General features: G+C 42.9%; 11 protein-coding genes. 7 read left to right on the top strand and 4 right to left on the bottom strand.

Translation table 11 applies throughout. From position 1 onward, the window contains the following. Positions 1-23 precede the first annotated feature (23 nt). From OCT63_RS05940 to OCT63_RS05925, 4 genes are all read right to left on the bottom strand, one after another. Positions 24-701, bottom strand: a complete 678-nt coding sequence (locus OCT63_RS05940) for an ABC transporter permease (RefSeq protein WP_017055015.1) — start codon at positions 699-701, stop codon at positions 24-26. 2 nt (positions 702-703) lie between these two features. Then, positions 704-1,444 carry an ABC transporter permease gene (locus OCT63_RS05935; RefSeq protein WP_060467381.1) on the bottom strand — a complete coding sequence of 247 codons (741 nt, stop codon included), beginning with the start codon at positions 1,442-1,444 and terminating at the stop codon, positions 704-706. 78 nt (positions 1,445-1,522) lie between these two features. Continuing rightward, positions 1,523-2,293, bottom strand: a complete 771-nt coding sequence (locus tag OCT63_RS05930) for an ABC transporter substrate-binding protein (protein WP_010437364.1) — start codon at positions 2,291-2,293, stop codon at positions 1,523-1,525. 136 nt (positions 2,294-2,429) lie between these two features. Next, positions 2,430-3,200, bottom strand: coding sequence for an ABC transporter ATP-binding protein (locus OCT63_RS05925; protein ID WP_017055012.1), 771 nt, complete (start codon positions 3,198-3,200; stop codon positions 2,430-2,432). A 790-nt stretch (positions 3,201-3,990) separates the two neighbouring features. On the opposite strand from OCT63_RS05925, the gene OCT63_RS05920 reads away from it, so the two are divergent. From OCT63_RS05920 to OCT63_RS05890, 7 genes are all read left to right on the top strand, one after another. Then, positions 3,991-5,532, top strand: a complete 1,542-nt coding sequence (locus OCT63_RS05920) for a DUF3360 family protein (RefSeq protein WP_161678011.1) — start codon at positions 3,991-3,993, stop codon at positions 5,530-5,532. Between the two features lie 307 nt (positions 5,533-5,839). Beyond that, complete coding sequence (pflB, locus tag OCT63_RS05915; protein ID WP_046222727.1) at positions 5,840-8,116, top strand: formate C-acetyltransferase; 2,277 nt, start codon at positions 5,840-5,842, stop codon at positions 8,114-8,116. 206 nt (positions 8,117-8,322) lie between these two features. Next, a complete protein-coding gene (locus OCT63_RS05910; protein WP_161685981.1) occupies positions 8,323-9,324 on the top strand; it encodes a lipid A deacylase LpxR family protein in 1,002 nt (333 codons plus the stop codon). A gap of 163 nt (positions 9,325-9,487) precedes the next feature. Further along, entirely contained in the window at positions 9,488-10,228 is a 741-nt protein-coding gene (gene pflA, locus OCT63_RS05905; protein WP_060467378.1) for a pyruvate formate lyase 1-activating protein, read from the top strand. 220 nt (positions 10,229-10,448) lie between these two features. Beyond that, the gene (locus OCT63_RS05900; protein WP_060467377.1) at positions 10,449-10,949 is read left to right on the top strand and encodes a YfbU family protein; all 501 of its coding nucleotides are present in this window, start codon (positions 10,449-10,451) and stop codon (positions 10,947-10,949) included. A 623-nt stretch (positions 10,950-11,572) separates the two neighbouring features. Further along, on the top strand, positions 11,573-13,507 hold the full coding sequence (locus OCT63_RS05895) for a PrkA family serine protein kinase (protein ID WP_017055006.1): 1,935 nt from the start codon (positions 11,573-11,575) through the stop codon (positions 13,505-13,507). Between the two features lie 85 nt (positions 13,508-13,592). Then, positions 13,593-14,864, top strand: coding sequence for a YeaH/YhbH family protein (locus tag OCT63_RS05890; RefSeq protein ID WP_269983361.1), 1,272 nt, complete (start codon positions 13,593-13,595; stop codon positions 14,862-14,864). The last annotated feature ends 2 nt before the right edge of the window (positions 14,865-14,866 follow it).

Genomic DNA, 14,866 nt, shown 5'->3' with positions numbered 1-14,866 from the left:
CTGAAATTATTGCGGTGTGCTTATTAGCTAAGCGGTCTTAGATAAGCTAAGAAACGTTTCTCTGCGAATTTGAAAATCGCGATTATGATGAACGTTAGTGCCATGTAGAACAGACCTGCCGTTAGGAAAGACTCGAACGGAGCGTAGTAACGTGAGTTAACCAAACGCGCAGCACCCGTAAGATCCATAATCGTTACGATACCGGCTACCGCTGAACCGTGAAGCATGAAGATAACTTCGTTACTGTAAGCCGGTAGTGCGCGGCGTAGAGCGCTTGGCAGAATAATACGTCTATAAGTCTTCGCTGTACTCATACCGTATGCTTTTGCCGCTTCAACTTCACCTTTTGGTAAGCCATTAATAGCACCGCGAATGATCTCTGCTGTATATGCTGATGTGTTAAGAATGAATGCCACCAGAGCACAGAACCAAGCGTTTTCCCATAATGTGTCTTTTACTGGGAAGAACTGGTCCATACCGTAGTAAATAAGATACAACTGCACCAATAACGGCGTACCACGAAAGAAATAGATGAATGACCAAGCAGGAGCATTAATCAGCATATTTGGGCTGTTGCGAGAGATAGCTAATGGTATGGCGACAAATAAGCCAATGATCAAAGCTAAGCAAACCATCCAAGCCGTTGTCCATAAACCACTAAGGTAAATCGGCAGGCTTTCAATTATCAATGAAAAGTCCATAACTACCTCGCGTGGATACTGAATTTACGTTCAACCAGCTTAAGCAAGCCCGTCGAAACACTGGTGAAGAATAGGAAGATAAGCGCCACTGTCATATAGAAGGTAAATGGCATTTTGGTTGAACCCGCGGCTAATGCGCTAACACGCACCATATCTTCTAAGCCGATAATGGAAACTAACGCGGTGGTTTTAAGTAATACCAACCAGTTGTTGCCAAAACCCGGTAAGGCGTGACGAATCATTTGTGGCAATAGAATACGACGAAATGCCAGTACAGGGCTCATGCCGTAAGCTTTCGCCGCTTCCATTTCACCGCTATCCACCGCCATGATCGCGCCGCGGAATGTTTCTGCCATGTAAGCGCCAAAGATAAAGCCTATCGTTAAAACACCAGCAATAAATGGGCTGACATCAATATAATCGGGTAAGTAAGCGGTCCATTCATGGTTAGGATCACTTGATGTGAACCACTCATTGAGCCACTCATTGATGGAGTACAAACTGTTATTTAAAAGGATTTGTCCACCAAAGAAAATCAGCATCATCAATACGAGATCTGGAATGCCTCGAATGACGGTTGTGTAGAGGGTTGCGATGGCGCGAGCCCAACGATAGGGTGCAAGCTTTGCCAAAGCGCCTAGCATGCCAAGCGCCATAGCTAAAATCAGCGACAATAAAGCAACTTCGATTGTAAGCACCGCTCCTTTTAGGATCGACGCTTCATATCCTTGTAAATCAAACATAATGAATTCCAACAGAACTGCGAAAAGTTGGTAAGACAGGGAGAGGAGAACCTCTCCCTTAAGAAATGACGCTAGAGATTACTGACCGTATACGTCGTAGTTGAAGTATTTAGCCGCGATATCTTGATAGATGCCTTTTTCACGTAGTGAAAGGATTGCCGCATCTAATTGCTTAGTCAGATCTTTGTCTTGCTTACGTAGAGCAATACCAAAACCTTCGCCGAACCACTTAGGATCAGTTAGTGATGGACCAACGAATTCGTAGTCTTCACCACCCGCTTTGTTCAGCACGCCTTCTTCTAGAGCAGATGCATCACCGAGTACAGCAGCAACACGACCGTTTGCTAGATCAAGGTAAGCTTCGTCGAATGAACCGTAGCGAACGATCTCTACTGTGTCGCCATAGTTGTCTGTTAGGTATTTATCGTGAGTTGTTGCACGTTGAACGGCAATCTTTTGACCACTTAGATCATCAAAGTTAAGGCCTGCACCTTTTTTAGCGATGAACTTGTTTGGGATAAGTGCGTATTTGCCAGTGAAGTCGATTTTTTTCTTACGTTCTTCCGTGATAGACATTGCCGCAATGATCGCATCATATTTACGAGCAAGTAGAGAAGGAATGATGCCATCCCAGTCTTGTGCAACGATCTTACACTGCACCTGCATTTCAGTACAAAGCGCGTTAGCCATATCGACATCGAAGCCTTTCAGTGAACCGTCAGCTTCTGTCCAGCTAAATGGAGGGTAAGCACCTTCAATACCAAAGCGTACTGTTTTCCATTCTTTTGCTTGAGCTACGCCCGTTGCAGCAGTTGCAGCAAGTGCCGCGACTAATAACCACTTTTTCATATCCCTACTCCTGTGATTTAGGTTTTTATGTTTTGCTAGTTTTAATATTGTGTTTGTTGTTGCTTATTAACTTACGTGTTGTGTTTCATTGTTCACACCGTTGCTATTTACCTTGGCAACGGTATTTCAATTCTGATTAGTAAATCGATGAGATAAATTGTTGTAAACGCTCAGATTCAGGCTCCGTAAACAGTTTAGCTGGATCGCCCTGCTCTTCCACTAGCCCTTGATGCAAAAACATTACGTGATTTGATACATCGCGAGCAAAAGCCATTTCATGTGTTACCACAAGCATGGTTCTTCCTTCTTCAGCCAAATCACGCATTACGCCAAGAACTTCACCAACTAACTCAGGATCGAGTGCCGATGTTGGTTCATCAAACAACATCACTTCGGGGTCGACCGCTAACGCTCGTGCAATCGCAGCGCGCTGTTGTTGCCCGCCGGATAAGTGTCCTGGGTAGTAGTCTTTGCGCTCATACAGCCCTACTTTCTTCAATAGTAACTCTGCATTTTCAATCGCTTGTGCTTTAGGCACACCTAATACGTGAACAGGTGCTTCAATAACATTCTCGAGAACGGTCAGGTGAGACCATAGATTAAAACCTTGAAAAACCATTGCCAAACGAGAACGGATTCGCTGAACTTGTTTTTCATTGGTAGGAACAGAAACACCTTGACGATTATTTTTCATTTGAATTAATTCGCCATTAACCCAAATTTCGCCGGCGGTAGGTGTCTCTAAAAGATTGATACATCTAAGGAAAGTACTTTTACCCGATCCTGAAGATCCGATAATTGATACCACGTCGCCTTTATGCGCTGAAAGTGAAATTCCCTTTAAAACTTCATTTTGACCAAACGTTTTGTGTAGATCCTTTATGTCCAGCGCTGGTACATCTTTCATGCGCTTTCTCTCCCAAGTTTGTGAAAATGCAAGGTACTCCGACCTTTTCATGCGATACAAATTAGCACCACACGGATCAACATGCAACAAATTATTAACCTAGTAAATTCAGAATAAATAGCACTTCACACTGATTTATTATGCACTATGTAGCGTTTTACCCTCAATTTAATGAATGAGTTATATCAATAACTCGTAATACCCTCTCTTACATTGTTTAAATAAAGTTAACCAAAATGAGATTGTCGTAACCTTATACTCGGTAAGGAAAACAAGTTATGTGACTAAGATGCTTTATTGCCGACAACATATAGCGCACACATAAATACACAAGTCATTACATAAATCACAATTATTATAAAGGGACTAGATTGTAAGAGTTTCCCTAATAAGCAGGACAAGCAGGTAGTAATTAAACAATCCAGTAAGTTTTAGGCACATCAACGAACGCTGTGGCAACAGAGTTTAAAGAAGATAGTAAACGTTAACTTGTGAAAACAAATTACATGATTCATCAATGGTACGTTAATGAATCGCTTCATTTTGTAGCTTTCTTTCACATACACTCTTAAAGTGATCAAGATCAATCACCCTAAAGAGTAAGCTTGTTAAACTCCTCGACACACAATAAGGCATAAAAAAATGCCAAATGTTTCTTTTAACTTCACAGCATAATGCACATTAAAACTGCGCAACATAGTGCTAACAAGTTAAAACTAAGAAATAACGCAATTATGCGAAATTATAGAATTCAATCTTAGAATTACTAACACAAAAATATGAGGAATCTATGTCAGACGTTGTCAATAATGCGAACTCTGAAGTAGAAGAGAAAAGCTATAAAGAGCTACACCGCCCTTCTTCTGAATTTGAGAGCCGCTCAGATTACCTAGACCACGAACTTCAAATCATGAAGCCTCGTCGTTTTGGCCTAAACCTTCCAGGCCGTGATTTCCGCTTTGAACTTGAAGACCTTGTTCCTGCACTTGCTGGCACCATTGGTATCATCGCAATGTACTCTGCAGTAATGATGTCTTGGGCTGATGGCCTCACTCAAGCTTGGGATCACGTAAACCTTGGTAAAGAATTTGCGATTGAAGTCGCTCGTGTAGAAATGCTTATCCCTGCACTGCTGTTCTGTATCCTTGCCTCTGGTTTCTTTAATCCAAAAGCCAACCTTGCCGGTAACCACGGCCCAATGATCCCTCTTATTGGTACCATCGCTCTAGCTGGTGCTCACCCTCTTGCATTGGCTATCCTTATCGGTATTTTCGGTCTAATCCTAAGCTTCCTAAAAGGCGGCTCCAAGCTAGTTAACCTAACTTCAGAAGGTACTGCTGGTGGCTTGCTCATTTTCTTAGGTCTAACCGGTACTATGAGCCAAATCAACTCAATTCAAGCATGGGCGGTTGGTCTTCAATCTTCTACTGTTGAAGCGGGTAGCATGGGTTACGTGGGTCTTATCGTTCTTGCCATTACTATTGCTATTTACGCTTTCCTAGCAAAAGTTAACAAGCGTTGGTTAGCTATCCCAGTCTGTGCGTTTACAGGCCTTGCTATTGCATTAGCACTAGGCGCTGGTTTCGATATCGTGTTCGAAACTGAAATGGGTATTCCAAACCTAAACCCAGTTTACTGGTGGGGTTCGACTTCTGAAGGTTGGATGCTTGGCTTGCCAAACATTGAACACTTTATCGCTTCTTTACCGTTCGCAATTCTTGCAGTAGCAATGTGGTCACCTGATTTCTTAGGCCACCGTATCTTCCAAGAGTTGAACTACCCTAAACGTTCTGAAAAAGTTCTGATGGACGTAGATGACACAATGACTATGTGTTCAGTTCGTCAAATGGTTGGTACTGCAGTAGGTGGTGGTAATATCACTTCTTCTTGGGGTACTTATATGATCCCAGCTGCAATCGCGAAACGTCCCATTCCTGGTGGCGCAATCTTACTTGGTTCGCTATGTATTATTGTTGCGATTCTTGGTTTCCCGATGGACGTTGCGGTATGGCCACCTGTGATGCGTGTTGCGCTACTTGTCGGTGTATCTCTACCTCTACTGGAAGCGGGTATGCAAATGGTTAAGGATTCGAAAGATTCTCAAGCCGCTGGTATCTGTATCTTTGGTTCTGCAGTTGTTAACCCAGTATTAGCTTGGGCGTTAACTATGCTTCTTGATAACAACGGCCTAATTGGTGATAAAGAGCGTGCGAAGCGTCTATCATTTGTAGACAAAATTGTTATCCCAGTTGGCGTTTTAGTTATCTGTCTAGTAGCAATGCTTGCAGTTGGTATGCTAGAGAGTCAGTATGGCCTAACATCTTGGCTATAACCTCTTTTACTACACAAAAGTAGTATTAAGATTAAAAAAAAGTTTGGGTAGCAACCCCTGCTACTCAAATTTTTTCAACTTTTGTTGGTATTTATTGATTTAGTTTAAGGTTTACAGAAATTTTTTAGCGTAGTCTTAATTACATAGAGTAAAGACAACATATAAAGAGTAGTGACAATATATATAATCATATGAAGCGAATATGCTCATACATATTGTTATTAATAAGAGTGTACTACCCTTACCAGGGGCACTGGCTCAACAGTGTTAATGTACGTGTTTTTTCTACTAAAAAGGTAGGTATGTCATGGCAGAGCAATTTGCTAAAGCTTGGGAAGATTTTGCTGCAGGTGAGTGGCAAAGCGAAGTAAACGTTCGTGATTTCATTCAAAAGAACTACACGCCGTATGAAGGCGACGAGTCTTTCCTAGTTTCTGAGGGTACTGAAGCAACTAACAAGCTTTGGTCTTCGGTAATGGAAGGTATCAAACAGGAAAACGCAACTAAGGCACCTGTAGATTTCGATACTTCTGTTATCTCTACCATCACTGCTCACGATGCAGGTTACATTGAGAAAGATCTTGAGACTATCGTTGGTCTACAAACTGAGAAACCACTAAAACGTGCCATCATCCCTAACGGTGGTGTACGTATGGTTGAAGGTTCTTGTAAAGCATACGGTGAAACTCTTGACCCAATGGTTTCAAAAATCTACTCAGAATACCGCAAAACACACAATGCTGGCGTTTTCGATATCTACACGCCTGATATCCTAAAATGTCGTAAGTCTGGTGTTCTGACTGGTCTTCCTGATGCATACGGTCGTGGTCGTATCATTGGTGACTACCGTCGCGTAGCTCTATACGGTATCGACTTCCTAATGAAAGACAAGCAAGCTCAATTTGCTTCTCTTCAAGAGCAATTCGAAAACGGCGAAAACCTAGCAGAAACAATGCAACTGCGTGAAGAAATCTCTGAGCAACATCGTGCTCTAGGTCAAATCAAGCAAATGGCAGCTAAATACGGTTTCGATATCTCTGAGCCAGCTCAAACTGCTCAAGAGGCTATCCAGTGGACTTACTTTGGCTACCTAGCTGCTGTTAAGTCTCAAAACGGTGCTGCAATGTCTCTAGGTCGTACTTCGACTTTCCTAGACATCTACATCGAGCGTGATATCGCTGCTGGCAAAATCACAGAAGACCAAGCTCAAGAAATGATCGACCACTTCGTAATGAAGCTACGTATGGTTCGTTTCCTACGTACTCCTGAGTACGATGAGCTATTCTCTGGCGACCCTATCTGGGCAACAGAGTCTATGGGTGGCATGGGCATCGACGGTCGTACGCTAGTAACGCGTTCGAACTTCCGTTTCCTTAACTCTCTATACACTATGGGTCCTTCTCCAGAGCCAAACATCACTGTTCTTTGGTCTGAGCAACTGCCTGACGGCTTCAAACGTTTCTGTGCGAAGGTATCTATCGATACTTCTTCTATCCAGTACGAAAATGATGACCTAATGCGTCCTGACCTTGATTCTGATGATTACGCAATCGCTTGTTGTGTATCTCCAATGATCGTTGGTAAGCAAATGCAGTTCTTCGGCGCTCGTGCTAACCTTGCGAAAACAATGCTTTACGCAATCAACGGTGGTATGGACGAAAAACTTAAGATGCAAGTTGGTCCTAAAGAAGCTCCAATGACTGACGCTGTTCTTGATTACGATAAAGTAATGGACCGTCTAGATCACTTCATGGACTGGTTAGCGAAGCAATACGTGACTGCACTAAACAGCATTCACTACATGCACGACAAGTACAGCTACGAAGCGTCTCTAATGGCTCTTCATGACCGTGACGTTCGTCGTACTATGGCTTGTGGTATTGCTGGTCTATCTGTTGCAGCTGACTCACTGTCTGCAATCAAATTCGCGACTGTTAAACCAATCCGCGACGAAGATGGCATCGCAACTGACTTTGAAATCGAAGGCGATTACCCTAAATACGGTAACAACGACTCTCGTGTAGATGACATTGCTTGTGAACTCGTTTCTACGTTCATGAACAAGATCCGTAAGCTTAAGACTTACCGTAACTCTATCCCTACACAGTCAGTTCTTACTATCACGTCTAACGTGGTATACGGTAAGAAAACAGGTAACACTCCAGACGGTCGTCGTGCTGGCGCTCCTTTCGCTCCTGGTGCTAACCCAATGCACGGTCGTGATGAGAAAGGCGCTGTAGCTTCACTAACGTCTGTCGGTAAACTACCGTTTGCTGACGCACAAGATGGTATCTCTTACACGTTCTCTATCGTGCCAAACGCACTAGGTAAAGAACAAGACAGCCAACGTGCTAACCTTGCAGGCCTAATGGATGGTTACTTCCACCACGAAGCTGGCATTGAAGGTGGTCAACACCTTAACGTTAACGTTCTTAACCGCGAAACTCTTGAAGACGCAGTTAAGCACCCTGAGAAATACCCTCAGCTAACGATTCGTGTTTCTGGTTACGCTGTACGCTTCAACTCTCTGACTACAGAGCAGCAAGCTGACGTAATCGCACGTACATTTACTGAGTCTCTATAAACATCAACGTTTAAACTGACCATTCAGTAATAATGAGCCTCGCCAATGTGCGAGGCTTTTTTTATATTCGATATAAATAGTACTGACCTCACCAATATCCCAAAGTGTTAGATTGAGCAGAAATCTCCCTTTCTATTCACTTTTTTTCTATAGATTAACTCAAACTACGGTACTATCTTGGCTCATAATTTTAGAGTAACTGCTACATGAATTACCTTCGTTGTTTACCATTGATTCTTCTCTCTTTTGCATCATTAGCATCTGAACGTTCTACATTAACTTTCGCTTTAGACAATGATGGTATCTTTGGTGTCGACCAAGACTACACCAACGGCTTATTTCTGGGTTACACATCATCAAGTATTATTCCGTACAATTGGGTGAAACCATTAAGTCTTTCTTATTGGGGCGCAAACTCTCTAGATAAGTGGGAGATCACCATTGGCCACAAAATGTATACCCCTTCTGATATTGAATTGGAAACACCATCAGCCAATGATCGCCCATATGCCGGTTTCCTACACACAGAATTCAACTACATTAGCTTGAATCCGCAGCAAGCCCAACGCTTTAACATCACGTTTGGTACAACGGGTGAACGTGCACTTTCTGAAGACGCTCAAAAGCTAGTCCACTCGATCACGAAATCAGACGAACCTATGGGTTGGGAATATCAAGTTGATAATGAGTACGCCGGTAGTGTGGGGTATCTGAGTCATTTCAACCTAATGCGCAATCAAGCGTTAGTAAACACTGACTTCGAAATCTCTAACGTTTCAGAAATCAACGTGGGTAACTTTAGAAGTGATATTTCAACAGGCTTCATGTTCCGTTGGGGTACAGACTTAGGTGGCAACTTTGGCGCAGCAAACATCAGCACAGAAAACCCATTTAAGGCAGGTATGATCGGCGCGTCAAACACGGGTTGGTTTACCTATGCTGGCCTTGAAGGTCGTTACCGATTTAACGACCTGACTATCGAAGGTGATCGTTCAGGTGTGGACGAGTATGCGAATAAAAACAACGAAGATCCTGCTATTTACGATGTTACATTAGAGAACATACAAGCGACAGCCGTTCTGGGTTTTGCTTGGTATAACCAACACGTTGGTGCATCCTTGGCGCTAACGGCAAAAACGCCTGATTACAAAGAAGCGAAAGAGTCAGTGTACACCACGGGTGGCATCACCATGTTTGCTTTCTTCTAGGCACCATAAGGCCTTTTGTCCTTTACTTTTCCAGTTTAAGAAAGACAATCATCTTCATCGATAGTTGCCTTTACTTTTAAAGACCTCGTTACCATTTGACCCTATTTTATGTACCGTTTTTGTAATAAAATAAGGGGCATAAATTCCTCTACGAGAATAGCTCATGTCTACAACTGGTCGTATTCACTCATTCGAATCTTGTGGTACTGTCGATGGCCCTGGTATCCGCTTTATTGTGTTTCTTCAGGGCTGCTTAATGCGTTGTATGTACTGCCATAATCGCGACACATGGGATCTTCATGATGGAAAGGAAGTAACGGTCGAAGAGATCATCAACGAAGCAAAATCGTACCGTCATTTCATGAAAGCCTCTGGTGGTGGTATCACCTGTTCAGGTGGTGAGGCAATGTTGCAACCTGAGTTTGTCCGTGACTTTTTCCGCGCTGCTCAGGCTGAAGGCATTCACACTTGTCTCGATACTAATGGCTACATTCGCAAGCACACTGAAGTGATCGATGAAGTTCTAGAAGCCTCAGATTTAGTGATGCTGGATATTAAGCATATGCGAGATGAGATTCACCACGACTTCATTGGTGTATCGAATAGACGTACGCTTGATTTTGCACGCTACCTACACAAGATCGGAAAAACCACTTGGATTCGTTACGTGATTGTTCCGGGTTACACCGATACTCCAGAAGATGCTCACCTTTTAGGTGAGTTCATTAAAGACATGGACAACATTGAAAAAATAGAACTACTTCCATATCACAAGCTTGGTGCTCACAAGTGGGAAGCACTCGGCCATGACTACCCTCTTGAAGGTATACAACCTCCAAGTAAAGAGAAAATGGACGAGATTGTAGCCGTACTTAGTCAGTATCATCCAAACGTCAAATACTAATCTAAGCTTACGTTGATAGTGATTTCAAACGCCTCAATTTCGATTGGGGCGTTTTCTTTTTCGAGCCAAACAATCCTTTCACTTTTCTTTACAACTTTTGTTTATCAATTCAAAAAATCATATTAAATCCGTGTTGAGATCATGTTTCCACTCGTAGGAATGCTGTTACTCTTACTGCAACAAAAGAATACAACATTTAGTTTTTAGTGAGGCTCCTCCCATGGAAATGACCAATGCTCAGCGTCTAATTCTATCGAATCAATACTACCTAATGTCTCAAATGGATCCTGAGAATTCAGCTAAATACCAACGTCTACAAACGATTGTAGAGCGCGGTTACGAACTCCAAATGCAAGAGCTTAACAAAGAATTTGGTTGTTTAACTGAAGCTGAGTGTCGTGAAATTATCGACATCATGGAAATGTACCATGCAATGCAAGAATCACACAAAATGCTAGAAAATCAAGAACGTACTGAGGTTGACCAACGTCGTCTACAGTTTCTCGGTTTTGATATCTCTTCTGAAGTGCAGAGAACACACTACGTACGCTTCCTAGTGGGCTCTGAAGGGCTTTACCCTCAATTCGACAAAGCTGACCACCATTTTAATAGCCAAATGCCAATGTTAGAGAAATACCGTCGCATGTTAATGACATGGCGCAATTGCCCTCGTCAGTACCACCTATGTGCGACAGAGCTATCTCAAATCTTTAATGCTTAAGCTTAATAAACAACACTAGATTGCAGCGACACCAACTGATTTACAACATTGATATATACAAAGAAGGGTTACTCAACTGAGTAGCCCTTTTTATTACTTGAATCTTAAATACTAGGCTTGAATCCACTATTGCTTACAGCCCTACTCATATAATTATTTGAGAATGGATTCCACACTGACGTTTCTCGCGCCTTCCACTTTTCATGTGTTGTCACTGCCATTTATATGGTTGTCTCACATCGGCTGTTTTAACGAAGGATTTTTTCACTGATTCGACCTATTCAGCCATCAATTTATGATAACGCAGCGCACGATAAAGAGGCTCATTCGAAAAAGAAACATCAAGCTCGATTATACGTCTAATACACATAAATCCAGTTCAAGAATTGGAAAGCTGCCTAAAATCATAAAACAAACGGCTAGCCCCTCTCGAATGCAAAATAATTTGATTTTGCTCGCTTCAAGTTACCTATTGCTTTCGCCGAGCTTTTCACACGCAAAATTGTAAATAAATACATAATTGTTAAGCAAAATTGTGGAAGCGGGTCTAACCTTAAAATGTAGGAAGAGCCTATTTTTCAATCGCTCGTCAGTTTTGACTGGTTAACAAGGGGAATGTGACTATGAGTATTTTTGACCACTATCAATCACGTTATGAAGCGGCCAAGGAAGAAGAGCTGACATTGCAAGAATTCTTGGGGCTGTGTAGAGACGATAAGAGTGCTTATGCTAACGCTGCTGAGCGCTTACTGCTAGCTATTGGCGAACCGGAGGTGATTGACACAGCTCAAGATCCTCATCTAAGTCGTATTTTCTCCAACAGAGTGATAGCACGTTACCGTGAATTTGAAGATTTTTATGGGATGGAAGACGCGATTGAGCAGATTGTTTCTTACCTAAAGCATGCCGCACAAGGCCTAGAAGAACGTAAACAAATCCTTTACCTACTTGGCCCCGTGGGTGGTGGTAAATCTTCTCTTGCCGAAAAGCTCAAAGCACTAATGCAAAAGCTACCCATCTATGTGCTGTCTGCCAACGGTGAACGAAGCCCTGTGAATGATCACCCCTTCTGCCTATTTGATGTAAACGAAGATGGTGACTTACTGAAGAACGAATACGGCATTGAGCAGCGCTACCTCCGTTCTATTATGTCTCCGTGGGCAGCAAAACGTCTGCACGATTTTGGCGGTGATATTTCCAAATTCAAGGTCATCAAACTACGCCCTTCGATTCTCGATCAAGTAGCGATCGCGAAGACAGAACCAGGAGATGAAAATAATCAAGATATCTCATCTCTTGTTGGTAAAGTTGATATTCGCAAGCTTGAGCACTTCTCTCAAGATGATCCTGATGCCTACAGCTACTCTGGTGCGCTGTGTAAAGCAAACCAAGGTTTAATGGAATTCGTAGAGATGTTTAAGGCGCCGATTAAAGTTCTACATCCTCTCTTAACGGCAACACAAGAAGGTAACTTTAACGGTACCGAAGGACTTTCTGCATTACCGTTCGATGGCATGATCTTAGCTCACTCGAATGAGTCAGAATGGCAAACTTTCCGCAACAACAAAAACAACGAAGCTTTCCTAGACCGTGTGTACATTGTAAAAGTACCTTACTGTCTACGTGTTTCTGAAGAAGTGAAGATCTATCAGAAACTGCTTGAGCACAGTGAATTGTCTAAAGCACCTTGCTCACCTAGTACACTAGAACTGCTATCACAATTCAGTATTTTGTCTCGACTCAAAGAGCCAGAAAACTCATCACTGTTCTCCAAAATGCGTGTCTACGACGGCGAAACACTGAAAGATACCGATCCAAAAGCGAAGAGTTACCAAGAGTACCGAGACTATGCCGGTGTCGACGAAGGTATGTCAGGGCTATCGACGCGCTTCGCCTTTAAGATCCTTTCTCGTGTGTTCAACTTCGACCAAGCTGAGGTAGCAGCTAACCCTGTTCACCTATTCTACGTCATCGAACAGCAAATCGAGCGTGAGCAATTCCCTCAAGAAACCGCCGAGAAGTACCTCGAGTTCTTGAAAGGATATTTAGTGCCTCGATACGTAGAATTCATCGGTAAAGAGATTCAAACCGCATATCTAGAGTCTTACTCTGAGTACGGTCAGAATATTTTCGACCGCTATGTCATCTATGCTGACTTCTGGATTCAAGACCAAGAGTACCGTGATCCAGAAACAGGACAGCTATTTGATCGCGCTTCTCTGAATGCTGAGCTAGAAAAAATCGAAAAAACAGCTGGAATCAGTAACCCTAAAGACTTCCGAAATGAGATTGTGAACTTTGTGCTTCGTGCCAAAGCCAATAATAACGGGCAAAACCCCGTTTGGACAAGCTACGAAAAACTGCGCACTGTGATTGAGAAAAAAATGTTCTCTAACACAGAGGAACTACTTCCTGTTATTTCGTTCAATGCTAAAACCTCTACGGATGATCAGAAAAAACACGACGACTTCGTTGCTCGTATGATGGAGAAAGGCTACACCGAAAAACAAGTTAGGCTACTATCTGAGTGGTACCTAAGAGTTCGTAAATCCTCATAACTAAACTGTACAGAGCAGTTCAAGTGAACCGCTCGTACAACCTAAATAAAAGTAGGATCGCGACATCAGCTGAGAGGGAGTTCTTATGGCACAATTTATCGATCGGAGGCTCAATGGCAAAAATAAGAGCGCTGTAAACAGGCAGCGCTTCTTAAGACGCCATAAAGAGCAAATCAAAGAATCTGTGGCCGATGCAGTCAACCGACGCTCAATCACCAATACTGAAACTGGTGAAGACGTCACTATTCCTCATAAAGACATCAAAGAGCCAAGCTTTCATCAAGGTCAAGGCGGCGTAAGAGAACGCGTACATCCAGGTAATGACCAGTTCATTACTGGCGATAAAATTGAGCGCCCTAAAGGTGGGGGCCAAGGTGGTGGTTCGGGGCAAGGGGACGCGAGCCCTGATGGCGAAGGCCAAGATGAATTTACCTTCCAAATTTCAAAAGATGAATATCTTGATATTCTATTTGAAGATTTAGCCCTGCCTAATCTAGAAAAGAATCAAGTCAATAAAATCACCGAATGGAAAACACACCGCTCTGGTTACCAAAGCGCGGGGATTCCATCCAACATCGCTATCGTGCGTTCACTGCAGCAGTCTCTAGCTCGAAGAACCGCGATGACAGCTAGTAAAAAACGCAAGCTTAACCTACTGATGGAGCAACTTGACCAAGTTAAAATGACGGAACCGGCACAACCCTTCGAAGAAAGTCGCTTAAAAGAAGAGATAGCCGAGCTACGCAAAAAAATTGAAAACGTGCCCTTCATTGACACCTTCGACTTACGTTTTAAAAACTATGAGAAGCGCCCTATTCCATCTAGCCAAGCGGTGATGTTCTGTTTGATGGATGTGTCGGGCTCAATGGATCAAGCCACCAAAGACATCGCAAAACGTTTCTACGTACTGCTGTATCTGTTCCTCAATCGCACTTATGAAAATGTCGATGTGGTGTTTATTCGTCACCATACTCAGGCGAAAGAAGTCGACGAACATGAGTTCTTCTACTCGCAAGAAACGGGTGGCACTATCGTTTCCAGCGCACTGAAATTAATGAAAGAAATTGTAGCTGACCGTTACCCAGCGAGTGAATGGAATATCTACGCCGCTCAAGCCTCTGACGGCGATAATTGGGCTGATGACTCCCCTCGCTGTAAAGAACTGCTGGTGAATAAGCTTCTGCCTATCTGCCAATATTACTCATACATAGAAATAACACGCCGCTCTCATCAAACCCTTTGGCACGAATACGAAAAACTCGAAAACAGCTTTGACAACTTTGCGATGAAAAATATTAGAACAGTGGATGATATTTTTCCTGTGTTTAGAGAGCTATTCCAAAAAGAAACAGCGTAAGG

Source organism: Vibrio sp. RW, assembly GCF_027587105.1.
Classification (GTDB): domain Bacteria; phylum Pseudomonadota; class Gammaproteobacteria; order Enterobacterales; family Vibrionaceae; genus Vibrio; species Vibrio toranzoniae.
Note: the sequence above shows the minus strand (reverse complement) of the source record. Positions and strands in the feature narration are given on the sequence as shown.

Excerpts from the sequence above, each read along its gene's own strand:
- OCT63_RS05940 (WP_017055015.1), bottom strand. The coding sequence starts at position 701 with ATGGACTTTTCATTGATAATTGAAAGCCTGCCGATTTACCTTAGTGGT.
- OCT63_RS05935 (WP_060467381.1), bottom strand. The coding sequence starts at position 1,444 with ATGTTTGATTTACAAGGATATGAAGCGTCGATCCTAAAAGGAGCGGTG.
- OCT63_RS05930 (WP_010437364.1), bottom strand. The coding sequence starts at position 2,293 with ATGAAAAAGTGGTTATTAGTCGCGGCACTTGCTGCAACTGCTGCAACG.
- OCT63_RS05925 (WP_017055012.1), bottom strand. The coding sequence starts at position 3,200 with ATGAAAGATGTACCAGCGCTGGACATAAAGGATCTACACAAAACGTTT.
- OCT63_RS05920 (WP_161678011.1), top strand. The coding sequence starts at position 3,991 with ATGTCAGACGTTGTCAATAATGCGAACTCTGAAGTAGAAGAGAAAAGC.
- pflB (WP_046222727.1), top strand. The coding sequence starts at position 5,840 with ATGGCAGAGCAATTTGCTAAAGCTTGGGAAGATTTTGCTGCAGGTGAG.
- OCT63_RS05910 (WP_161685981.1), top strand. The coding sequence starts at position 8,323 with ATGAATTACCTTCGTTGTTTACCATTGATTCTTCTCTCTTTTGCATCA.
- pflA (WP_060467378.1), top strand. The coding sequence starts at position 9,488 with ATGTCTACAACTGGTCGTATTCACTCATTCGAATCTTGTGGTACTGTC.
- OCT63_RS05900 (WP_060467377.1), top strand. The coding sequence starts at position 10,449 with ATGGAAATGACCAATGCTCAGCGTCTAATTCTATCGAATCAATACTAC.
- OCT63_RS05895 (WP_017055006.1), top strand. The coding sequence starts at position 11,573 with ATGAGTATTTTTGACCACTATCAATCACGTTATGAAGCGGCCAAGGAA.
- OCT63_RS05890 (WP_269983361.1), top strand. The coding sequence starts at position 13,593 with ATGGCACAATTTATCGATCGGAGGCTCAATGGCAAAAATAAGAGCGCT.